Origin of the sequence: Aequorivita sublithincola DSM 14238 (assembly GCF_000265385.1) — a bacterium.
Lineage (GTDB): Bacteria > Bacteroidota > Bacteroidia > Flavobacteriales > Flavobacteriaceae > Aequorivita > Aequorivita sublithincola.
On sequence record NC_018013.1, the window covers coordinates 1591620 to 1614038 of the forward strand.

Below are 22419 nucleotides of genomic sequence, written 5' to 3' on the forward strand. Positions count from 1 at the left end.
AAGATAGCACCTATCTCTATAGGACTTTAGCCCAATCTTTATTAACCGGTTGGCGCAAGTAAGTTAAAAGGATAAAAAGGCAAATTCCGAAGCACCCAATAAAGGACAGCCAGCCCAAAATACCCAAAAATAAAAAGTTTGCTGTAAAAGAGCATAAAGCGATAAGTGGTGCCAAAAATCCAATTGGCAATGGTAATTCCCAATCCGTAAATTAAAATAGGCAAGGTTAAAACCATTAACGGATTGAACCTAAATGCTCCAATAATATTCCCGTGAAGTAATAAATGAATTGCGCGTTGCGAGCCACAGCCCGGACAATAAAACCCAGTGATATAATAAAGTGGACAGGGAACAAAAAAAGTTGTAGAAGGGTTGTAGAAAAAGTAGATTAAAAAAAAGCCCCCAAAAATAATAGCAATGAGGGCTATTTTTAAAATTTTAGTAGTTTCCTGCGAAAGCTCCACCTATTCCGATTACAAAAACCAAGATAATATAAAGCACTAGAAAGATGACTCCAACACCGGCGCCCCACATCGCATATTTTTTAGCGTCATCAGCGGCTTTTTGAGCGCCAATGGCATCGCCTTGGGCCCAAAGTTCTTTTACTTTTGTTGATTTAATAATTGATACTATGCCTAAAGGTAGGCAGCATAAAACAGTACATAGAATTGCCCAGACTAGATTATTATCTGGCGGGGCTCCCATTGGTTGATTGGTAGTTTCCATCATTTATAATTTATTGATTAATAATTGTTTAATCATATAAAGATAATCGGATATTTTTAAAATCAAATATTTTTTCAGGTGTGACGCAAAAATTTAATGGAACATCAGTAGATTCAAACATTATTTTTGGCTCTGGTTCAAAAAAAGAAAGTCCTATAAATAAGGATTTGGAACTGCATTTCTCTAAAAAACGATCGTAAAAACCTTTTCCATAACCAATGCGATGTCCATTTTGGTCAAAAGCCAATAATGGAACAAAAACTACATCTATTATTTCTGGTGAAAGCTTAATCCCCGAAATTGGCTCTGGAATTCCGTATTCTGAAGTTTTTAAAACAGTATTTTCTTGCATTAAAAAATGTTGCATTTCACCCGAGCTAAAATCTGCTTTTGAAATCACAATGCTTTTATCTTTCCCTTGAAGAATGTGAAGTAAATATTCAGTATTCACCTCTTTTTTTGATGAAATAGGAAGAAATATATGATAATAAGTTTTATCCCAAATAGGAAGTTTTAAAGCTTGATTCGCAATCTGAAGGCTCATTTCATCGATGGATTTTTCAGAAAGAGTTTCACGAAGTTTTTTATACTTTAAACGAAGCGTTTTCTTATCCATCATAATGTTTTTCAAATCCCAAATTCCAAATCGTCAATCAAAAATCGTCAATCTCTTTAGTCTTCCATTTCTTCAGCTCTCACATCTGCTGTATTCGCTGTGGAAATATGAAAAATAGCATCACCTTGATTTACGATGGGCGATTGGTTCACATTAATAATATAACCTTCATTAGGCGAAGTAACTTTGAAACGCATTTTTCCGTAAGGATCTGTAATTGTTGCCAAAAATTCACCTTTTTCCACGTGTTTGTTGCAGTCTATTTTCACGTGAAGCAAGCCACTTCGGTGTGCGCGAATCCATTTGCTTTTTTCTATAATAACTGTTTTGGTTGCGGGATCTGGAGCTACATATCTACTTCCCAACATATCTAAATGCGTTAAAAAACGCATAATACCATCTACACCTTCTTTTGCAATGTGCTTGTTGCTTTCGCGACTTTTTCCACCTTCAAAAAGCAACGTGGGGATGCCCATTTTTTGGCAAGTTTTTCGATAAGATTTTTCAATGGTGTTAGAATAAACTGTAAAAGGAGCATTGAAAATTTTCGCCAATTCCAACAATTTTTCATCATCGGGTTTTATTCGAATTTGCGCTGCGTTAAAACGGCTAGCGCCACCTGTATGAAAATCAAGGCAATAATCTGCGTGTGGCAACACTTTTTTAGTGAAATGATACGCGACACGACTCGCCAATGAACCTGATTTGGTTCCTGGGAAAACTCTATTTAAATCGCGCCCATCGGGAAAGGAACGATCACCATTTAAAAATCCAAAGATATTCAGGATAGGAATACAAATAATGGTTCCACGCTTGGGTTTGTTCAACTTTCGGGCAATGAGTTGACGCACTATTTCCACACCGTTTACTTCATCGCCATGAATAGCAGCCGTAATCAAAACCGTTGGTCCGGGTATTTTGGAGCGTTCAATAATTATCGGAATTTCAACTTTTGTAGAAGTGTAAAGTTTTGCAATGCTGAAATCTACCGTGCGACTTTCGCCTAAAGCGATGCGCTCGTTTAATATTACAATATCACGTTCTTCCTTTTTAGCCATAACTAAACGTTCCGTTCAATATATTTTATAATGTGATTAGCGATATCTTTTCCAGTGGCTTGTTCTATTCCTTCCAAACCAGGTGAGCTATTTACCTCTAGAATAAGCGGTCCACGTGCGGATTGAAGCATATCCACCCCTGCAATTCCTAAGCCCATAGCTTTGGCGGCTTTAAGCGCTGCGGTTTCTTCTTCGTCGGTTAGTTTAATCACGGAAGCTGTTCCACCTCTGTGTAAATTACTTCGGAATTCACCCTCTTTTCCCTGGCGTTTCATTGCGCCAACTACTTGTCCATCCACGATAAAAGCACGAATATCTGCGCCACCTGCTTCTTTTACGAATTCTTGAACAATAACACGTGCCTGTAAATTGTTGAAAGCTTCCAATACAGATTCTGCAGCCTGTCTGCTTTCAACTAAAATAACGCCGATTCCTTGGGTTCCTTCCAGTAATTTAATGATTACGGGCGCGCCTCCTGCTTGGTCAACGATTTCTTTTACGTTTTTAGAGTAATTGGTGAATACCGTTTTTGGCAATCCTAATCCGGCGCGAGAAAGTATTTGTAAACTTCTCAATTTATCACGCGAACGCACCAAAGCCTGTGATTCAGTAGTTGTAAAAACACGCATCATCTCAAACTGGCGTACAACGGCTGTACCGTAAAATGTGACAGATGCTCCGATTCTTGGGATGATAGCATCAGCGTGGTCCAACTTGTGACCTTTATATATTATCACCGGATTTTTCTTTTCAATAACGATATCGCACTTTGCGTGGTTTATAACCTCAACGTCATGTTTTCTAGCTTTGGCGGCTTCTACAAGGCGCTTGGTGGAATATAAATTTGCGTTTGCAGATAATATTTTAATGTTCATTTTTTGCTTTTAATTTAAAGGAAAGATTGGTTCGGTTTATATCGACCACAAATTTATTGCTTAGAAAATTTCGACCTAAAAGTACTGGAAAACGCATCTCTTCGCGGTCGCTTAGTGTTAAATATATTTCCTGGGTTTTACCAAAAAGTAAAATTTCGGTTTTTATTCTGTATCTGGCTTCAGATTGGCCGTTACTGCTTTTCACCACCTTTACATCATATTCGTCAAATATAATTTCTTTTTCGTGATAGCCTGGATGTTCTTCATCTAAAAAGGTGCATTTTAAATAACAATCTTCAACCGTCATATTTTTGCAATGGATGGAAGAAGTGTAGGCGCCTGTGTCTATTTTCGCTTCAATGTCGAAAAGATTCAGTAATGGAAAATCTGCTTTGTCTATTCTGCCAATGTTTCTTTTCAAGGTTCTGGGGGTTTTGTTATTGCAAGGTATGAAATCGAAATCGAAATTGAAATCGAAAACTGTCTAGCAAATAAAATATATTGAATTAGTTTTTTTCTGTTTAAAATAATGCCCAAAATGAATTACGCGCCTACAGCAAACTGTTACTTTTTTCTACTACGTTCAATAAAACCAATCACACTTTTTGAAACATTTATGCCAGATGTGTTTTCAATGCCTTCCAACCCTGGGGTGCTGTTTATTTCCAAAACCAACGGACCGTTTTTGGATTGAAGAATATCAACGCCACAAAACCCGAGACCAATAGCTTTTGCAGCTTTTATTGCAATTTTTTCTTCAGCGGAAGAAAGTTGGATTATTTCTGAACTTCCGCCTCTGTGAAGATTGCTTCTAAAATCGCCATCCTTACAGATGCGCCTCATTGCCGCAACTACTACACCATCAACTACGATTGCTCGTATGTCTGTACCATGTGCTTCTTCAATATACTCTTGAAGTATAAATTTAACTCCTGCTGCATTTAAGGTTTCAATAGTGGCCAAAGCATTCTGCGGACTTTCAGAAAGAATAACACCTTCACCGTGCGTTCCTTCCAGAAGTTTGATGATTATAGGTTTGCCGTTAAAAGTTTTTAGTTGTTCTTCAAATTCGAAAAAAGAAGCAAATACAGTTTTTGGAACTGGAATTTGGTTCTTCGTCATAATTTGAAAACACGTCCATTTGTCGCGGCTGTGGCTAATACCATCAGAAGAAACTACGCTAAAAACGCCCATTGCTTCAAAATGACGCACTACGTTAGTTCCATAAAAAGTATTTGAAGCCCCGATTCTGGGGATTATTGCGTGAAGATCATCAACCAATTCATTCTCAAAATATAAAACGGCTTTTCCGTTTTCCATGGCAAGATTGCAATATGAAGGATCTAAGACCTCAATATTGTGATTCCGCGCTTGTCCTGCGTTTAAAAGACTTTTGGTGGAGTAAAGCGCCTCCCCGCGCGATAAAATGGCAATGTTCATAGATGATTATTGTGAGTGCAATTTAGACAAAAAGTGAAACCACTTTTAACTGTAAAAAAACTTTAATCCTTAATTAACATATTGGGCTCAGAAAAAACTTCGCATAAAATTTACAATCCACTATCTTTGAAGCTATGGCCAATGCTTCGGTAACACTTCAAATTTCTACACTTCCAGATTCGCCCGGTGTTTATCAATATTACGATAAAGACGGGAAGTTACTGTATGTAGGCAAGGCTAAAAACCTGAAAAAAAGAGTCGCGTCCTACTTCAACAAAACGCAGGAAAACGGCAAAACTCGCATTCTCGTAAAAAAAATTGCTACCATAAAACACATCGTCGTTAAAACCGAAACCGATGCGCTTTTGCTGGAAAACAATTTGATAAAAAAATACCAACCACGCTACAATGTGTTGCTGAAAGATGACAAAACTTATCCGTGGATTTGTATTAAAAACGAGCGTTTTCCGCGAGTTTTCCCAACCCGAAGAATGATTAAAGATGGTTCAGAATATTATGGACCTTACACGAGTATGAAAACCGTGCATACTTTGCTCGATTTAATTAAAGGGCTGTATCCGTTGCGAACTTGCAATTATGATCTTTCCGAAGAAAAAATTAGGGCAGAAAAATATAAAGTTTGTTTGGAATTTCATTTGGGAAACTGCGCGGGACCTTGCGAAGGACTGTATTCCGAAAAAGAATATCACGACAATATTGAAGCCATCAGAAATATTGTAAAAGGAAATTTTAAGGATTCGCTCCATAAATTCAAAAGCCAGATGAAAGACTTGGCAACCGATTTAAAATTTGAGCAGGCACAGCGTGTAAAGGAAAAGATTGATATTTTAGAGAATTACCAAAGTAAATCTACTGTTGTAAACCCGAAGATTAACAATGTAGATGTGTTTTCAATAATTTCTGATGAAAGTTATGGGTATGTCAATTTCCTTCAACTTTCGCACGGCGCAATTATCCGTTCGCATACTTTGGAAATAAAAAAGAAATTAGACGAAACGGATGAAGAATTGCTTCAACTTGCTATTGTAGAAATCCGGCAGCGTTTCAATTCTCTTACAAATGAAATATATCTGCCTTTCGAAGTTGAATTAGGTGAAAACATTAAAATACACGTTCCAAAATTGGGCGACAAAAAAGCAATTCTAGACCTTTCAGAAAGAAATGCGAAATACTTTAGAATGGATCGTTTTAAGCAATCCAAAATAGTAGATCCGGATCGCCACGAAAAGCGAATTATGGCGCAGATGAAAAAAGATCTTCGTCTTTCCGAAGAACCAAGACATATTGAATGTTTTGACAATAGTAACATTCAGGGCACAAACCCTGTGGCTGCCTGCGTGGTTTTCAAAAACGGAAAACCGAGCAAAAAGGATTATCGTAAATTCAATATAAAAACCGTTGTAGGTCCAGACGATTTTGCTTCAATGGAAGAAGTGGTTTACCGTCGCTACAAAAGATTGCTGGAAGAAGAGCAACCATTGCCGCAACTAATCATCATAGATGGAGGGAAGGGGCAACTTTCTTCGTCATTAAAAAGCTTGGACAAATTAGGCTTACGCGGAAAAATTGCTATAATAGGAATTGCAAAACGTTTGGAAGAACTTTTTTACCCAGATGATCCTATTCCGTTGTATTTAGATAAGAAAAGTGAAACTTTAAAAATTATACAACAATTAAGGAACGAGGCGCACCGTTTTGGTATTACCTTTCACAGAAGCAAACGCAGTAAACAAGCTTTGAACACAGAACTGGAAACCATTCCAGGAATAGGTGAAAAAACGGTAGTAGAATTATTGAAAAAATTTAAAAGCATCAAGCGGATTGCTTCTGCCAGTTTTGAGGAGCTTTCAAAAGTTGTTGGGGCAAGCAGGGCGAAAAAGTTGTTTGAACATTTTCAGAATGTGAAGAAAGAATAAGGCTTTTGCAACTACTCCCGACCCCTAAAGGGGAGATTAGCGTGCTCCCCTTTAGGGGCTGGGGGTTCTTACTAAGCAAGAAAAGATTATCATACAAAATGAAGAATTCACTTTTAATATTATTATTACTTATTTCAACCTTATCCTTTTCACAAGAAAAGGGTCAACAAGATGTAAAAGTGGGTCTGGTACTAAGTGGCGGTGGCGCCAAAGGTTTGGCGCATATTGGGGCTTTAAAAGTGATTGAGGAATCTGGGGTTCGGATAGATTATATTGGCGGAACTAGTATGGGCGCTATTATTGGAGCATTGTATGCTTCAGGATATTCTGCCAAACAGTTGGACAGCATTTTTAGTCAAACAGATTTTAGCACTATGATTCAGGATAATATTCCGCGTAGTGCAAAAACTTTTTATGAAAAGCAGGAAGCAGAAAAATATGCCTTGGTGCTTCCTTTTGATGGTTTCAAAATTGGTTTTCCATCAGGGCTTTCAAAAGGACAAAACGTTTATAATCTGCTTTCAAAATTAACGAGTCACGTTAGTACCATTACAGATTTCAGCAAACTTCCTATTCCTTTTTTCTGTGTTGCAACAGATATTGAAACCGGAAAGGAAGTGATTCTAGATCGCGGAAATCTCCCTCGAGCGGTTACTGCCAGTGGCGCGTTGCCTTCCATTTTTAGTCCAGTAGTAATTGACGATAAAGTGCTTATTGATGGAGGTGTGGTCAACAATTACCCTGTTGGTGAAGTGAGAAAAAAGGGGATGGATATTATTATTGGTGTAGATGTACAGGATAGTCTTAAAACCAGAGAAAGACTGAAATCTGCTTTTGATGTTTTGGTGCAGATAAACAACTATCATACTATTGGCGATATGTCTGAAAAGCGTAAACAAACTGACATTTACATTCATCCAAACATTAAGGATTTTACAGTGGTTTCGTTTAGTGAAGGTATAAATATTGTGGAATCTGGAGTAACTGCTGCAGATGTGTATCGGGATCAACTTACCAAACTTGCTGCCCAACAAAAACACAGTGAGCAAAAGAAAATTAAGTTCAATCCACAAGACACTATTTTTATTAAAGAAGTAAAAATTGAAGGCAATAAAAAATATACTCGTAGTTACGTTTTGGGCAAGTTAAAACTACGCACTCCAGATAAGGTTACTTATGAAGAATTTAGCCAAGGGATTAACAATCTTTCTGCTACTGGGAATTTTCAGGATATCAATTATAAATTTTTTGAAGATGAAAACAACGAAAATACTTTACTGTTGCAGTTACGGGAAAGTAATTCGTCCATGATGCTTCGTTTTGCGGCACATTATGACAATTTGTTTAAAACTGCGGCACTCGTAAATATTACCAAAAAACGTCTATTAACCAATAATGATATTGCTTCTTTAGACTTAATTGCGGGCGACAACCTACGCTATAATTTTGAGTATTATATAGACAAAGGTTTTTATTGGAGCGTGGGTTTCAACTCAAAATATCACTTTTTTGAAACAGATGTGCCCTTGAGTTTTATAGACACAGATTTGAATTCTGAAATTTCCTTACCGATAAATGAACTTTCCATTAACTATAGCGATTTTACCAATCAGCTTTATTTTGAAACACTTTTTAGAAGAACTTTTGTTTTTGGATTGGGAGGAGAGCATAAATACCTGCGTTATCTTTCAGAAACAATCGGGACTGACGCCAACAACCTTCCGCGAACTGTTTTTGAAAGCACCAATTATTACAGCGCATTCGGTTTTCTGAAATATGATACTTACGATAATAGTTTCTTTCCAAAGAGCGGTGCTTATTTTTCAGGCGATTTTCACTGGTATCTTTTAGCTAACGGGCGAAACAAGGATTTTGAGCCATTTTCATTAGCAAAGGCAAAGTTGGGGTATGCTTATACATTTTTCAAAGCGTTTTCAGCACAACTAACAACCGAAGGTGGTTTTAAATGGGGTGGTCCACAAACAAAATCTTTAGATTTTTCGTTGGGTGGCTACGGTTTTAAGGAGATGAACAACATTATTCCGTTTATAGGTTATGATCCGCTTTCACTGCGGGGGAATACTTATTTAAAATCTTCGCTTACCTTAGATTATGAAATATTCAGAAAAAACCACATCAATATTTCGGCAAACATTGCCAACGTAGGCAACGATCTTTTTGAAACTGGAGAGTGGATAGACGGTGTGGATTATTCAGGTTTTTCCGCAGGTTATGGATTGGAAACGGTTTTAGGTCCAATGGAAATTAAATATTCCTATTCTCCCGAAAGAGACCAAAGTGAATGGTATGTAGCATTAGGCTATCGGTTTTAGGATAAACTTACAAGTATAACTTCAATATTTTTCCGATATTTGTGTGATTGCGCGTTTACGCGTTATTTATGGTCAAGAACAGTTCATAAATCTAAAATCATTAATCTAAAATCGTTAATAAATCATGCCTTTCTACCACAAACTGGGCAAAATACCGCCCAAACGACATACGCAATTCCGCAAACCAGATGGAAGTCTTTATTCCGAACAACTTTTCGGAACCGTTGGTTTTGATGGGATGTACAGTAATATATACCACGAAAATCGCCCTACACAGGTGAAGGAAATTAAAAAACAATACAATGTTGCACCTAAGATTGCAAAGGCAAATCACATGGAATCGTTGCGGCTAAAGGGTTTCAATATAAAGCCCGAAAAAGATTATCTAGACAGTCGTAAAACAGTGCTAACCAATAGCGATTGCAGTATAATTCTAGCAGCACCCCAGGAATCCCAAACGGATTATTTTTATAAGAATTCAAATGCAGACGAATTAATTTTCATCCACAAAGGCACTGGAAAACTTCGCACTTTTCTGGGCAATATAGATTTTAAATACGGAGATTACCTTGTTATTCCACGAGGAATCATATACCAAATGCAATTTGATACTGAAGATAATAGACTTTTTATTGTTGAATCTCGTCGCCCAATTTACACCCCGAAACGTTATAGAAACTGGTTCGGACAGCTTTTGGAACATTCACCTTATTGCGAGCGCGATATCCGCAAGCCGCAAGAACTTGAAACTCACAACGAAAAAGGCGAATTTTTAATGAAAGTGAAAAAAGGTGATGATATATTTGATATCGTATATGCCACACATCCCTTTGATGTTGTTGGTTATGACGGTTTCAACTTTCCTTACGCTTTCTCAATCCACGATTTTGAACCAATCACAGGCCGCATTCACCAACCGCCACCAGTACACCAAACTTTTGAAACTGACGCTTTTGTAGTATGTAGTTTTGTGCCACGACTTTACGATTATCATCCAGACAGTATTCCTGCGCCATATAATCACAGCAATATAGACAGTGATGAGGTGTTATATTATGTAGATGGCGATTTTATGAGTAGGAATGATATTGAAGCCGGACAAATTACATTGCATCCAGCAGGAATTCCACACGGGCCACACCCTGGAGCTACAGAAAGAAGCATCGGTAAAACAAAAACAGACGAACTTGCCGTTATGGTAGATACTTTTAAACCTTTGCAAGTTACTGAAGATGGAATGAAACTTTCAGATGGAACATATTATCAGAGTTGGCTTGAAAAGGAGTAGACAGTAGCAGTTTTCAGAAGAGTATGAACTTTGCGGCTTTGCGGTTAATCAAAAACAAATGGAATGAGTATTTTAATAAGTAAATCCAACAATGCCGTTAGTCTAAGCTTTGAAAATTATAAAATGGAAATAGTTTTTGAAGACAGTAGGGAATTATCAATTCCGTTGGAATGGTTTCCAAAACTGCGAAATGCAACTGAAAATGAATTGAACAATTGGCGTTTCATTGGCGATGGCGAGGGTGTTCACTGGAAAGATTTAGATGAAGATATTTTAATCGAAAATCTTCTAAACTAGAATAAATAAGACATTAGAAAACTTAAATTATGAGCAAAAAAGAAGTAAAATCAGTCGATTACGGACTAGAGAAAATTTTTGAAGGCGCAGAAGACTTTCTGCCATTATTAGGAACAGATTATGTAGAGTTTTATGTGGGTAACGCAAAACAATCTGCGCACTTCTATAAAACAGCTTTTGGATTTCAATCCTACGCTTACAAAGGTTTGGAAACAGGTTCGCGAGATTCTGTGAGTTATGTTTTAAAACAAGACAAAATCAGACTTGTTTTAACAACGCCTTTAACCAGTAAATCGCCCATAAACGATCACATTGTAAAACACGGAGACGGCGTAAAAGTAATCGCTCTTTGGGTAGACGATGCAACAAGTGCTTATGAAGAAACCACCAAACGTGGCGCAAAATCTTATATGGAACCAACCGTTGAAAAAGATGAACACGGAGAAGTTGTGCGAAGCGGAATTTATACTTATGGCGAAACCGTCCATATGTTCGTGGAACGCAAAAACTACAATGGAGCATTTCTACCAGGTTTCCGCGAATGGAAAAGTGATTACAATCCAACCGAAACTGGCTTAAAATACATTGACCACATGGTTGGTAATGTAGGTTGGGGCCAAATGAATAAATGGGTTAAATGGTATGAAGACGTAATGGGCTTCGTAAATTTCCTTTCGTTTGATGACAAACAAATTCACACAGAATACTCAGCATTGATGAGTAAAGTGATGAGCAATGGCAACGGACGAATTAAATTCCCAATAAACGAACCAGCTAAAGGAATAAAAAAATCACAGATTGAAGAATACTTAGATTTTTATGAAGATTCTGGAGTGCAGCATTTAGCAGTTGCAACAGACGATATTATTAAAACCGTAAGCCAATTAAAAGCACGCGGCATAGAGTTTTTACCACCACCACCACAAGCATATTATGACGATATACCCAACCGTTTGGGCGAGCATTATAGTATGATGAAGGAAGACATCAATGAACTCAGAAAACTTTCAATAATGATTGATGCCGATGAAGATGGCTATTTGCTTCAAATATTCACAAAGCCGTTGGAAGACAGGCCAACCCTATTTTTTGAAATAATTCAACGTATGGGAGCAAAAGGTTTTGGAGCAGGAAACTTTAAAGCACTTTTTGAATCCATTGAGCGCGAGCAAGCACAAAGAGGAACTTTATAAATTTGTAACAATAGCTAAACCCCATCGTCTTAAAAAGGTGGGGTTTATTTTTTTTTGGAATGGTAGTTGTAATTTTAAAAACCCTAAACTCCTTAAGTTAACTTTTATGAAGAAGCTACTCACGCTTTTAATTCTTTTCGGCAATATAACTTTTCTTTCCGCTCAGGAAAGAGCCTATGGTGATGGCGAACATTTCAAATTTAGAGTTCACTACGGTTTTGTTACTGCTGGCTACGCAACTTTAAAAGTTAAAAATTCAACCTTAAACGGAAAAGATGTTTTTCACGTGCGCGGGTTTGGAGAAACCGTTGGGGTTTCAAAATGGTTTTTTAAGGTTGAAGACGATTATCAGTCTTACATAGACAAAGAAAAGAATATTCCATACCGTTTTATTCGTAAAATAGACGAAGGTGGTTATACCAAAGATGTTCAAATTGATTTTAACCACAACTCAAAAAAAGCCACAGTAAACGACAAAAAGCATAATGAAACCACTGTGTTTTCATTCCCTGAAGAAACGCAAGATATGATCTCGGCGTTTTACTATCTTCGAAACAAAGTGGACACTGAAAACCTAAAAGAAGGCGATGTTGTAGAGATAAATATGTTCTTTGATAAAGAAAATAACAAATTCAGGTTAAAATTCCTTGGAAAAGAGATTTTAGATACTAATTTTGGGCGCGTTCGCACTTTGATTTTTAGACCTTATGTTCAGTCGGGTCGTGTTTTTAAGGAAAAGGAAAGTCTAACTGTCTGGATTAGTGACGATAAAAATAAAATACCGTTGCTCATTCAAGCAGAATTGGCCGTGGGTTCCTTAAAAGCGTCACTAACCGAATTTAAAGGATTACAGCATTCCTTTAAAATATTGGCGAAATAATAAATTGCTGATATAAGACTTAGGACGAAAGGACATAAGACATAAGACTTTAGCCAATATTCAAAATATATTATTGTCCTACGTCTTAATATCTTACCGCTTATGTCAATTTTTATATAAAGCAAATTTGTTCAATTAACAATAATACCGAAAACTCCCAGCATTGAAGAATTTAATTTTAGCCGTACTTACTCTTACCCTGTTTACCACCGCTTGTGAAAATAAAAAAGAAGACATAACTGATACCACAGCTATTGTTGAAGAACCAATAATCAATCAATACGGTTATGTTCTAAACGATTTCATTGTAGTGCGAGATACTATTCGCAAAGGCGATACTTTCGGTGATATTCTTTATGCCAACGGTGTTCCTCAGGATAAAATCATGGAAGTTGCCACTAAATTTCGTGATAGTTTTGATGTTCGTAAAATTCGGGTTGGAAAGCCCTATGTTCTTCTAAATTCTAAAGATTCGCTTAATAAAACACAAGTTTTTATTTACGAAACAAATAATATTGACTACGCCGTTATTGATTTTAGAGATACCCTTTCAATTTATAATAGTCAGAAACCCGTTCGCTACGAAGATAGGGAAGCATCGGGTGTTATTACTAGTTCGCTTTCTGCAACTATGGAAGAGCAAAATCTAAGTCCTTATATGACGGACCAGTTAGCAAATATCTACGCTTGGACCATTAACTTCTTTAAAGTGCAGCCGGGAGATCGTTTCAAGGTAATTTATACTGAAAAATTCATTGACGACACAATTCCAGGAGGATTGAAAGAAATAAAAGCCGCCTATTTTGAACATCGAGGCAAACCGCTTTATGCTTTTAAATTTTCTTCAGATTCATTGGGCAAAATTTCTGGCTATTATGATGAAATGGCTAACAATTTGAAACGCGCTTTCTTAAAAGCTCCAGTACAATTCAGCAGAATATCTTCCAGATATAATCTTAACAGACGTATAAAATATTACGGTTTCAAACTGCGCCCACACCGCGGGACAGACTTTGCTGCTCCTGTAGGAACGCCTATTTTAGCGACAGCAGATGGTGTTGTAACAAAGTCTGAATACAGAGGAGGCAACGGGAACTACGTTAAAATACAACACAATGGCACTTACGAAACTCAATATCTTCATATGAAAGCCAGAAACGTGAAAGTAGGAAGCCACGTGAGTCAAGGTGATGTAATTGGTTGGATAGGTATGACAGGAAACACAAGCGGCCCTCACGTTTGTTATCGCTTCTGGAAAAACGGAAAAGAAGTAGATCCATTCAGGGAAGACACCCCTTTTTCACAACCGCTTCCTAAAGAATTGCACGATCAATATTTTGCAAATCTGCTTCCTTTGAAGGAACAATTGGATTGCATTTCCTTTTAATTTTTTTCTGCATTTTAAAATGTTAATAAACTTGTTATTAACTAACAATTGATATTTCAGGCTTTTAGGCTTTTAATTTTATCTTTATTCCAACGTATTATTCTTAATTATTTCTTAATTATTTCTTAATCATTTTTGTTGGTTAGAACCTATTTAAGATTGTATTTTTGCCGAAATTTTTAAACTTAAAATTTAAATTCATGAAAAAACTTTTACTTCTTGTTTTTTTACTAGGCGGTTTTGCCGCTTTTTCACAAACAATCGTTACTGGAACGGTAGTCGATTCTGAATCCAATGACCCCTTGGCAGGCGCCAATGTTGTTGAAACTGGCACAACCAACGGTGCCATTACCGATTTTGACGGAAACTTCACTTTGAAAACTTCTGCAAAAGCGGGTATGCTTACCATTTCATACATTGGATACGCAATTCAAAAGGTGCCTTTTAAAGTTACAGGCGCATCTTTAAACTTAGGAACAGTAAAAATTACTGTAGATGATGATGCACTTGAAGAAGTAGTTATTGTAGGAAGAGGAATTATAGATTTAGCAAAAGATCGCCAAACTCCTATTGCCGTTTCAACCATTACCTCTGCTGAAATTCAAGCGAAAGCTATTGGTAACGTAGAATTTCCAGAGGCTATAAAAAGTACTCCAAGTGTTTACGTTGCAAACCAAGCTGGTGGTTTTGGAGATTCTGAAATGTTTTTACGTGGTTTTGACCAAACAAACACAGCTTTCCTTTTAAACGGACAACCAATTAACGGAATGGAAGACGGAAGAATGTACTGGTCTAACTGGTCTGGTATGAGCGATGTTGCAAATGCTGTTCAAGTTCAACGTGGTTTGGGTTCTTCAAAATTAGCAATTTCATCTGTTGGTGGAACTGTAAACATTGTATCTCGCGCTGCTGGTAGAAAAGAAGGTGGTTTTGCACGTTTTATGACTGGTAACGATAGCTACTTTAAAGGAACTATTAGTTATGACTCTGGTCTAAAAGGAAAATGGGCGTACAGCTTTTTGTTAGACCACTGGCAAGCACACAGAAAATATTCTGATGGTACTGGTGGACAAGGTCAAAACTACTTTGTTGGGATTGGTTATATTCCTAATGATAAGCACTCTTTCAACTTCTTGTTGACTGGTGCCCCACAATATCACGATCAAAACTTTACAAATTCACTTAAAACCTACGCAGAACGCGGAAAGCGTTTCAATGCAAACTCTGGTTTTTACAATGGTGAGCGTTTTACACTTAGAAGAAACTACTACCACAAACCAGTCGTAAACCTAAACTGGGATTGGAATATTAGTGAAAAAACTAATCTATCTTCTGTATTGTACGCATCCTTTGGCCGCGGTGGTGGAACCGGGCCTGCTGGTAAATCAAGCAGCATCGCTACTGACGAAAATGGCGAAGTAGATTTCGACAAAATTGAAGAAAATAACATTGCTGGTGCCGAAAACGGAATTGGTAGTTTCGGGCAAGGTTCACTTGTTAGAAGAATGTCTGTAAACAACCATAACTGGTACGGTTTCCTTACAAATCTTGAAAGCAACGTAAGTGATAATTTTACTGTAAATGTTGGTCTTGACACTCGTTTCTACAAAGGAAGCCACTGGTATCAAATGAACAATCTTCTAGGTCTTCAAGGTTATGCAGATGGTCGTGGTTATGGAGATGCAAGAGATGATAGCTATGTTATTAGCGAAACTTTTGAAGCAAATCCTTGGGCTGCATTGTTCAGCTCTGCAGATGAAGCGCAACGTTTTAACTATGATTATTCTGAAAACATCAACTACATTGGTGGTTTTGGTCAAGCAGAATACAAAGTTGATAACTTCTCAGCTTTTGTACAAGGAGCTGTTTCAACCCAAAGCTACCAAAGAGAAGGTCGTGCAGAAGGCAAGGAAATAGAAGGCGTAAACGGTCTAGGCAAGTCTGAAAAGATAAACAAAATGGGCTACAACGTAAAAGGTGGTATGGGCTATAGCTTTTTGGAAAACAGCACCATTTTCGCAAACGGAGGTTATTATTCAAGACAACCTTTCTTGGACAATATTTTTGACGATGTTAGAAACTCAAACTACATTCTTTCAGGAGATGACGAAATTGAAAACGAAGAAATCTTGGGTCTTGAAGTTGGTTACAGACTTCGCGCAGGTGCTTTTAGTTTAGATTTAAACGGTTATTACACTAGCTGGGGTAACAGATTCCTAGGTGGTAGTTTCATTAAAGGAGATCCAAATTCAACAAACCCAATTGAGCAAGTAGATCGTTTCCAAAGATTTACAAACATTACGCAACTTCACAAAGGATTTGAGTTTGAAGGGAAATACCGTTACTCTGGTGATTTTATGCTTAGAGCTTTTGGTAGCATCGGTAACTGGAAATATGATGGTTCAACACCTTTTCAGACTAGAGACAATGAAACAAATGTTGTATTAGAAGAAGGTAATATTGATCTTAGCGGTACCAAAGTTGGTAATGCGCCACAAACTTCTTTCGGTTTTGGTTTCAAATACAACATTGTTGGTGGTTTAAGCGTAGATTCAGACTACAACGTGTACACAGATCTATATGGTTTTGTTGATGCTAAAGATGTAATTAAAGCTTCACAAAAAGGCGAAGTTTACCAAGCACAACGTTTGCCTGCTTATGGTGTACTAGATGCAGGAATCACTTACAAATTTGATTTTGGTGGTAATGACTTAACATTTAGAGCTAACTGCTATAACGCAACTAACGAAATTTACCTAAGTCAAAAAAGTTCTCGTGGTGAGTTTTACTACGGAAACGGAAGAACTTGGAACGCAAGTATTCGTTACAATTTTTAATAAACATTTTAAACTGTTTAGAAAAATGCCTCAATCTTTTGGGGCATTTTTTTTATATATTAATCTTATCTTTGGAATTCTTCAAAAAAACGAAAACCTATGTACACAACCATTCAATTTATCCATTCTTATTGGGCTTATTTAGTACTTCTTATTGTTGTTTTAGCAACAATAAATGCACTGGCTGGCTTTTTCTCAAAGCGAGAATACAGCGCCAAAGATTTTAGAATTTCACTATTCGCACTTATTGTAACACACATTCAGTTATTGATTGGGCTAGTTTTATATTTTGTTTCGCCATTAGGTTTGCAGAATATTACAACCAACGGAATGGGTGCAGTTATGAAGGATTCAGTTTCTAGACTTTACGCAGTAGAGCATCCTATGGTTATGATTTTAACCGTAGTTTTTATTACCATCGGCTATTCAAAACACAAAAAGAAATTGCTTTCAAGCAAGAAATTCAAAACCTTGGCAATATTTTATACCATTGCTTTGGTATTAATGCTAAGCAGAATTCCTTGGAGTCAGTGGTTTTAAAATGAAGTAAAAAAAACGTGAATAATATTTTCACAGAATAATCAATGTAGGCGCACGATTTTTCGGGCGCCTATTGTTTTTAAAAATATCACGAAGTTTTTTCTTTTTCAGCGTGTAATTGTTTGTGTGAGATAACAATCAAAATACCAATCAAGACGATTGAAATTATAGAAGCGTTCAATGTGCCAAGATCCAAACCGCCATTTGCAATGGGCTTAGTCAAAAAATCGCCAAAGGTTGCTCCAAACGGTCGCGTAAATATAAAGGCAATCCAAAATAGTAAGATTCTATTTATTTTGGTGAAATAATGAAGCAAGACCACAATCAAGATAATACTTGCCGTAACTAATGCACCGTTTAAATAAGTTAAGCCTACAACGTCACTGAGATAATCTCCGAAAGCAGTTCCCAAACTGTTCGAGAACAAAATAGCAATCCAGTAGAAAATTTCTTTGTTTCTCTCAATAATTGGGAACACACTCAGACTTTTAAATTTTTTGTGCCAAAGAAGAAGTGTGAAAAGCAAACACGCAAAAAGAATAATACTCCCAACGGTATAGCCTAAATGCAAACTACGATCCATAAAATCTGAAATCTCCGTTCCCAAAGTTGTTGTCGCTATAATAACCAACCAATAAAAAACTGGAATATATCTTTTTGAAAAAAGCTGAATCAGCAATACAATTAAAAAGAATACGGCGGTTATGGCAATACCTACCATATAGCCCAAATTGAGTGTCATTGCTAAAAAATCGCCCAAGGTTTCGCCTAGCGTGGTTGCAATAATCTTCATTAACCAGAAGAGTAGGGTTATCTCTGCTACTTTATTTAAATTTTTCATGTTGTTATTTTAATACTAAGCTATTGGTTTGAAGCAGAATTCTTATTGTCGTTTTAATAAGGAATAGCTTTATAACAAAAAACCCGCAAAAAAAATTCACGGGTTGATCATTATTTAGGCCTGCGCGTGATGAATCGCGTGCGAACGTAATTTTTTGGCACTCTTTATTTATCCCCAATCTTCTCTTTTATCAAATAAATAAAAACAGGAAAGTGGTCACTATAACCGCCAGTATAACCATTGGCAAAGCTTCTAAAAGGATAGCCTTTATATCTACCGCGTGGATTTGCCAGATAACTTTTATTGTAAATACCCGCTTTGTATAAACGATAGGATGAATAATCTTTTTTAGCCAGTTCGGTGGAAACAATAATTTGGTCAAAAAGATTCCAGGCATCACGATAGGCGAGTGTGCCCATTCCTTTTTTGTGCATATCTTCCATTGGGTTGTAGAGTTCTTTGATCTTCATGTCTTCTCTTACACTTTTCGTTTTCAAGACATCTTTTATGCTTGGGCTTGTGGGATCGTCATTCATATCGCCCATAGTCATTATTTTGGCATAAGGATCTTCGCTGAATAGTGAATCCATTATATGTTTGTTAAGTTCCGCAGCCTTTATTCTTTTTGGACGGCTTCGTTCTTCGCCACCGCTTCGTGAAGGCCAGTGATTCACTATAACACTAATTTTTTCGCCATCTAGCATACCGCTCACCAAAAGCTGATCTCTTGTAAACACACGTTTGCTGCGGTTTTGGTCATCAAAAATCAACAATGGATATGCTTTATAATTTGAAGGTGTAAAAAGTTTTTTCTTATAAAGAAGCGCCACATCAATACCACGGCGGTCTGGACTGTCAAAATGAATAATGCCGTAATCTTTGTTTACTAAAGACTCTTGGTTCAGCAAATCTTCCAGAACACGGAGGTTTTCAATTTCACTTACACCTATTAAAGCAGGAGAAGTGCCAGTTACATCTGCTCCAATTTCAGAAATAACCTTGGCCATATTTGCTAATTTAGATTCATAAATTTCCTTGGTCCAATGGTCTTTTCCTTCTGGGGTACGATCGTCATCAAAAATTAGCGGATCGTCTTCATAATCAAATAGGTTTTCAACGTTATAAAACGCCACGGTGATTATTTTATACTGTTTCTCATTCTGTCCAAATGAGACTGTACTGAAAAGCAAATAAACACCGAGGAAGCAAAAAGAAATTTTCATTTGTATCAAATTTATTTATTAAAGAGCGCTAAAAAATTTTAAGTTATAATTAACATTAGCAATTTCAAAAGTAGCCAATTCATTTAAAAAATGTAGTTTTGCACCGCATTTTAAAACAAAAATTTATACTTAACTCTATTGATTTTAATGAACAAATTATTTTTTACAATTTGCACAGTGTTTTTGGTAAGCTTTTCAGCCCTTGCTCAAAATCCTGTAATAATGGGAAAGGTACTCGATGCCAACTCCAGTGAACCCATTCCGGATGTTACAGTTAGCATTCAGAATAGTATTTTCAGCACTGTTACCGATGCCAAAGGAGCATTTTCCTTTTCGCAGCAAACCCTTCCGCAGGGCGAACAGGTTTTGAAAATTTCAAAAGCAGGTTTTTCTGACTTGCAGATTTCAGTAAACATTCAGAATGATGCTCCGGTTATTATGAAGCCTATTCTGTTGAATTTAAACCTTTTAGAAGCTGAAGCCCAAATTGGTGTTATCAGTCTTTCTGATGATCAATTGGATGAAGATGATGGAACATCCTACAACGTATCTGGATTACTGCAAGCTTCCAAAGATGTATTTTTGAGCGCAGCTTCTTATGATTTTAGTGCAACATTTTTTAGACCAAGAGGCTACGATTCCGAAGACGGAAAAGTACTTATAAACGGTCTTGAAATGAATAAACTTTACAATGGAAGACCGCAATGGTCTAACTGGGGCGGGCTAAATGACGCACAGCGCAACCAGATGTTCTCAATGGGTATTTCGGCCAACGAATATACTTTTGGTCATTTGGCAGGAACAACAAACATTATTATGCGTGCTTCAGAATATCGCGAAGGTGGCCGGATTTCCTACGCATCCAGTAACCGTAGTTACCGCGGCCGTGTAATGGGTTCTTATAACAGCGGATTGCTTCCAAGTGGTTGGGCATATTCATTTTTGGTATCCCGACGTTTTGGAAATGAAGGCTATAACGATGCTAGTTTGTACGATGCAAACTCCTTTTTTGCTTCCGTAGAAAAGAAATTGAACGAAGATCACAGTATTAACTTTACCACTTTTTATACTCCAAACCGCAGAGGTAAATCTTCGGCAAATACCCAAGAGGTTTACGATCTTAAAGGAACGAGATACAATAGTTACTGGGGAAATCAAGAAGGTGATATGCGCAACTCGCGTATAAAAGAAGTAGAAGAGCCTGTTGTTATGCTGAACCATTTTTGGAACATTTCAGAAAAAACACAGCTAAATACCAACGTTGGGTATCAATTCGGGAAAACCGGAAACAGCCGTTTAGGGTATGACAATGCTCCAAACCCAGACCCAAGTTACTATCAAAAATTGCCAAGCTTCTTTTTAGCAGATCCTACCGGTCCTGATTATGGAGGTGCGTATCAGGCATATTCACAATTTGTGAACGACGGTCAAATAAACTGGCAAGATATTTACGAAACCAACGTTTTTTACGGTGGTACTTCTCGTTATTATTTATATGAAGACAGAAACGACGACAAGCAGCTTTCCGCAAACACTATATTAACTTCTCAGTTAACAGATAATATCGCGCTAAATGCCTCTTTGAACTATCGCAACTTAAACTCCAACAATTTTGCGAATATGATTGATCTTTTGGGTGGAAATGGATATTTGGACGTTGATTCTTTCAACACTGGTGATGCTGCCCAAAACGATTTGAACAACCCAAACCGCATAGTTCGGGAGGATGAAACATTTAAATATAACTATGAAATAGACGCTTCAGATTACAGTGGTTTTCTACAAGGGCAGTTTTCATATTCATCAGTAGATTTCTATCTTGCTGGAAAAGTAGGGAGAACTTCATACCAACGTAATGGTTTGTACAAAAACGGATCTTTCGCAGAGGGTAATGATTCATTCGGAAAAAGTGAAAAATTAGACTTTACAACTTACGGAGCAAAAGCGGGAGCTACCTACAAAATTTCTGGAAAACACGCTTTTGAAGTAAACACTGCTTATTTCACAGATGCCCCTACGGTACGTAACTCTTTTTCAAACTCACGCCAGACCAATGCTACTGTTATTGGTTTAACGGAAGAAAAAAACATCAATGTAGATGGAAGTTACATTTTCCGATCGTCTTTTGTTAAAGCGCGTTTAACGGGTTACTATACTTTAATGCAAGACGCTTCTGAAGTGTCTTTCTATTATGCCGATGGTATTTCTGTTCCAGGAAGATCTGCATCAACCGCTTTTGTTCAAGAAGTGCTTACAGATGTTGATAAAAAGAATATAGGAGCCGAATTGGGAATAGAAGCCCAAGTAACCACGACAATTAAGTTGAAAGGTGCTGCTGCCTATGGCCAAAATACGTATGACAATAATCCAGACCTATATTTAGCATCAGATGATTTTACGGATGTGCCAGGCGGAGTTGTAAACTACGGGAAATCTTATTTAAAGGATTATAAAGTTGCCGGAGGCCCACAACAAGCCTACCAATTAGGCTTTGAATACCGCGATCCAGCTTTCTGGTTCTTTGGTGCATCTGCCAATTATTTTAACAATGCCTATATAGATATTTCGCCATTAACGCGTACTGAAAATTTCTATCTAGATAACGACGGAATTCCTTTTAACGATTACGACCCAGCCAAAGCAAGAGAATTGTTAAAGCAGGAAAAATTTGACGACTACATGTTGGTAAACGTTGTAGGAGGAAAGTCTTGGAAAATAAAGGATTATTACTTTGGTTTTTTTGCAACCATAAGCAACGTCTTAGATAAAGAATATAAAACAGGTGGTTTTGAACAAGGAAGAAATGCAAACTTTAGAACCCTTTCTGAAGATGCCGCAAATGATACACCCGTTTTTGGTTCCAAATACTGGTATGGCTATGGAGCTACCTATTATTTAAACGTTTACGTTCGATTTTAATTAAAATAAAAGCATTAAATTTATATACA

General features: G+C 37.1%; 19 protein-coding genes. 10 read left to right on the forward strand and 9 right to left on the reverse strand.

Going from position 1 to position 22419, the window contains the following annotated elements:
* Positions 1-41: 41 nt before the first annotated feature.
* From AEQSU_RS07340 to AEQSU_RS07370, 7 genes are all read right to left on the reverse strand, one after another.
* On the reverse strand, positions 42-464 hold the full coding sequence (locus tag AEQSU_RS07340; RefSeq protein WP_042491765.1) for a DUF2752 domain-containing protein: 423 nt from the start codon (positions 462-464) through the stop codon (positions 42-44).
* Complete coding sequence (locus AEQSU_RS07345) at positions 439-729, reverse strand: CD225/dispanin family protein (protein WP_014782231.1); 291 nt, start codon at positions 727-729, stop codon at positions 439-441. The genes AEQSU_RS07340 and AEQSU_RS07345 overlap by 26 nt, the downstream gene beginning before the upstream one ends.
* A gap of 25 nt (positions 730-754) precedes the next feature.
* A complete protein-coding gene (locus AEQSU_RS07350) occupies positions 755-1342 on the reverse strand; it encodes a 5-formyltetrahydrofolate cyclo-ligase (protein WP_014782232.1) in 588 nt (195 codons plus the stop codon).
* Between the two features lie 56 nt (positions 1343-1398).
* Positions 1399-2400 (reverse strand): succinylglutamate desuccinylase/aspartoacylase family protein, encoded by a 1002-nt coding sequence (locus AEQSU_RS07355; RefSeq protein ID WP_014782233.1) that lies wholly within the window; start codon positions 2398-2400, stop codon positions 1399-1401.
* A gap of 2 nt (positions 2401-2402) precedes the next feature.
* Positions 2403-3275 carry a 30S ribosomal protein S6--L-glutamate ligase gene (gene rimK, locus AEQSU_RS07360; RefSeq protein WP_014782234.1) on the reverse strand — a complete coding sequence of 291 codons (873 nt, stop codon included), beginning with the start codon at positions 3273-3275 and terminating at the stop codon, positions 2403-2405.
* Positions 3265-3696, reverse strand: coding sequence for an ATP-dependent zinc protease family protein (locus tag AEQSU_RS07365; protein WP_014782235.1), 432 nt, complete (start codon positions 3694-3696; stop codon positions 3265-3267). The genes rimK and AEQSU_RS07365 overlap by 11 nt, the downstream gene beginning before the upstream one ends.
* 143 nt (positions 3697-3839) lie before the next feature.
* Positions 3840-4715 carry an ATP-grasp domain-containing protein gene (locus tag AEQSU_RS07370; protein WP_014782236.1) on the reverse strand — a complete coding sequence of 292 codons (876 nt, stop codon included), beginning with the start codon at positions 4713-4715 and terminating at the stop codon, positions 3840-3842.
* 134 nt (positions 4716-4849) lie between these two features.
* Between AEQSU_RS07370 and uvrC the strand changes: the two genes are divergently transcribed.
* The 9 genes from uvrC to AEQSU_RS07415 all read left to right on the forward strand — a co-directional run bounded on the left by uvrC (position 4850) and on the right by AEQSU_RS07415 (position 17407).
* Positions 4850-6652, forward strand: a complete 1803-nt coding sequence (gene uvrC / locus AEQSU_RS07375; protein WP_014782237.1) for an excinuclease ABC subunit UvrC — start codon at positions 4850-4852, stop codon at positions 6650-6652.
* Positions 6653-6750: 98 nt separating this feature from the next.
* Entirely contained in the window at positions 6751-8985 is a 2235-nt protein-coding gene (locus AEQSU_RS07380) for a patatin-like phospholipase family protein (protein WP_042491768.1), read from the forward strand.
* A gap of 124 nt (positions 8986-9109) precedes the next feature.
* On the forward strand, positions 9110-10273 hold the full coding sequence (locus tag AEQSU_RS07385) for a homogentisate 1,2-dioxygenase (RefSeq protein WP_014782239.1): 1164 nt from the start codon (positions 9110-9112) through the stop codon (positions 10271-10273).
* 63 nt (positions 10274-10336) lie between these two features.
* A complete protein-coding gene (locus AEQSU_RS07390) occupies positions 10337-10570 on the forward strand; it encodes a DUF2442 domain-containing protein (protein WP_014782240.1) in 234 nt (77 codons plus the stop codon).
* Positions 10571-10599: 29 nt separating this feature from the next.
* Positions 10600-11763: a 4-hydroxyphenylpyruvate dioxygenase gene (gene hppD / locus AEQSU_RS07395; protein ID WP_014782241.1), complete on the forward strand. Its 1164-nt coding sequence runs from the start codon at positions 10600-10602 to the stop codon at positions 11761-11763.
* A 106-nt stretch (positions 11764-11869) separates the two neighbouring features.
* Entirely contained in the window at positions 11870-12643 is a 774-nt protein-coding gene (locus AEQSU_RS07400; protein WP_014782242.1) for a DUF3108 domain-containing protein, read from the forward strand.
* Between the two features lie 163 nt (positions 12644-12806).
* Positions 12807-14030, forward strand: coding sequence for a M23 family metallopeptidase (locus AEQSU_RS07405; RefSeq protein ID WP_014782243.1), 1224 nt, complete (start codon positions 12807-12809; stop codon positions 14028-14030).
* Positions 14031-14230: 200 nt separating this feature from the next.
* The gene (locus tag AEQSU_RS07410; RefSeq protein ID WP_014782244.1) at positions 14231-16867 is read left to right on the forward strand and encodes a TonB-dependent receptor; all 2637 of its coding nucleotides are present in this window, start codon (positions 14231-14233) and stop codon (positions 16865-16867) included.
* A 99-nt stretch (positions 16868-16966) separates the two neighbouring features.
* Positions 16967-17407 (forward strand): hypothetical protein, encoded by a 441-nt coding sequence (locus tag AEQSU_RS07415; RefSeq protein WP_014782245.1) that lies wholly within the window; start codon positions 16967-16969, stop codon positions 17405-17407.
* A gap of 88 nt (positions 17408-17495) precedes the next feature.
* Here the strand turns inward: AEQSU_RS07415 and AEQSU_RS07420 are convergent, their stop codons facing one another.
* Positions 17496-18248 (reverse strand): COG4705 family protein, encoded by a 753-nt coding sequence (locus tag AEQSU_RS07420; RefSeq protein ID WP_014782246.1) that lies wholly within the window; start codon positions 18246-18248, stop codon positions 17496-17498.
* A 164-nt stretch (positions 18249-18412) separates the two neighbouring features.
* Entirely contained in the window at positions 18413-19471 is a 1059-nt protein-coding gene (locus AEQSU_RS07425; RefSeq protein WP_014782247.1) for an endonuclease/exonuclease/phosphatase family protein, read from the reverse strand.
* A gap of 147 nt (positions 19472-19618) precedes the next feature.
* Here AEQSU_RS07425 and AEQSU_RS07430 point away from each other — a divergent pair, with 147 nt between their 5' ends.
* Entirely contained in the window at positions 19619-22390 is a 2772-nt protein-coding gene (locus AEQSU_RS07430; RefSeq protein ID WP_014782248.1) for a TonB-dependent receptor, read from the forward strand.
* Positions 22391-22419: the final 29 nt, after the last annotated feature.

Excerpts from the sequence above, each read along its gene's own strand:
- AEQSU_RS07370 (WP_014782236.1), bottom strand. The coding sequence starts at position 4,715 with ATGAACATTGCCATTTTATCGCGCGGGGAGGCGCTTTACTCCACCAAA.
- AEQSU_RS07400 (WP_014782242.1), top strand. The coding sequence starts at position 11,870 with ATGAAGAAGCTACTCACGCTTTTAATTCTTTTCGGCAATATAACTTTT.
- AEQSU_RS07355 (WP_014782233.1), bottom strand. The coding sequence starts at position 2,400 with ATGGCTAAAAAGGAAGAACGTGATATTGTAATATTAAACGAGCGCATC.
- rimK (WP_014782234.1), bottom strand. The coding sequence starts at position 3,275 with ATGAACATTAAAATATTATCTGCAAACGCAAATTTATATTCCACCAAG.
- AEQSU_RS07390 (WP_014782240.1), top strand. The coding sequence starts at position 10,337 with ATGAGTATTTTAATAAGTAAATCCAACAATGCCGTTAGTCTAAGCTTT.
- AEQSU_RS07410 (WP_014782244.1), top strand. The coding sequence starts at position 14,231 with ATGAAAAAACTTTTACTTCTTGTTTTTTTACTAGGCGGTTTTGCCGCT.
- AEQSU_RS07385 (WP_014782239.1), top strand. The coding sequence starts at position 9,110 with ATGCCTTTCTACCACAAACTGGGCAAAATACCGCCCAAACGACATACG.
- hppD (WP_014782241.1), top strand. The coding sequence starts at position 10,600 with ATGAGCAAAAAAGAAGTAAAATCAGTCGATTACGGACTAGAGAAAATT.
- AEQSU_RS07420 (WP_014782246.1), bottom strand. The coding sequence starts at position 18,248 with ATGAAAAATTTAAATAAAGTAGCAGAGATAACCCTACTCTTCTGGTTA.
- AEQSU_RS07345 (WP_014782231.1), bottom strand. The coding sequence starts at position 729 with ATGATGGAAACTACCAATCAACCAATGGGAGCCCCGCCAGATAATAAT.
- uvrC (WP_014782237.1), top strand. The coding sequence starts at position 4,850 with ATGGCCAATGCTTCGGTAACACTTCAAATTTCTACACTTCCAGATTCG.
- AEQSU_RS07430 (WP_014782248.1), top strand. The coding sequence starts at position 19,619 with ATGAACAAATTATTTTTTACAATTTGCACAGTGTTTTTGGTAAGCTTT.
- AEQSU_RS07350 (WP_014782232.1), bottom strand. The coding sequence starts at position 1,342 with ATGGATAAGAAAACGCTTCGTTTAAAGTATAAAAAACTTCGTGAAACT.
- AEQSU_RS07380 (WP_042491768.1), top strand. The coding sequence starts at position 6,751 with ATGAAGAATTCACTTTTAATATTATTATTACTTATTTCAACCTTATCC.
- AEQSU_RS07415 (WP_014782245.1), top strand. The coding sequence starts at position 16,967 with ATGTACACAACCATTCAATTTATCCATTCTTATTGGGCTTATTTAGTA.
- AEQSU_RS07425 (WP_014782247.1), bottom strand. The coding sequence starts at position 19,471 with ATGAAAATTTCTTTTTGCTTCCTCGGTGTTTATTTGCTTTTCAGTACA.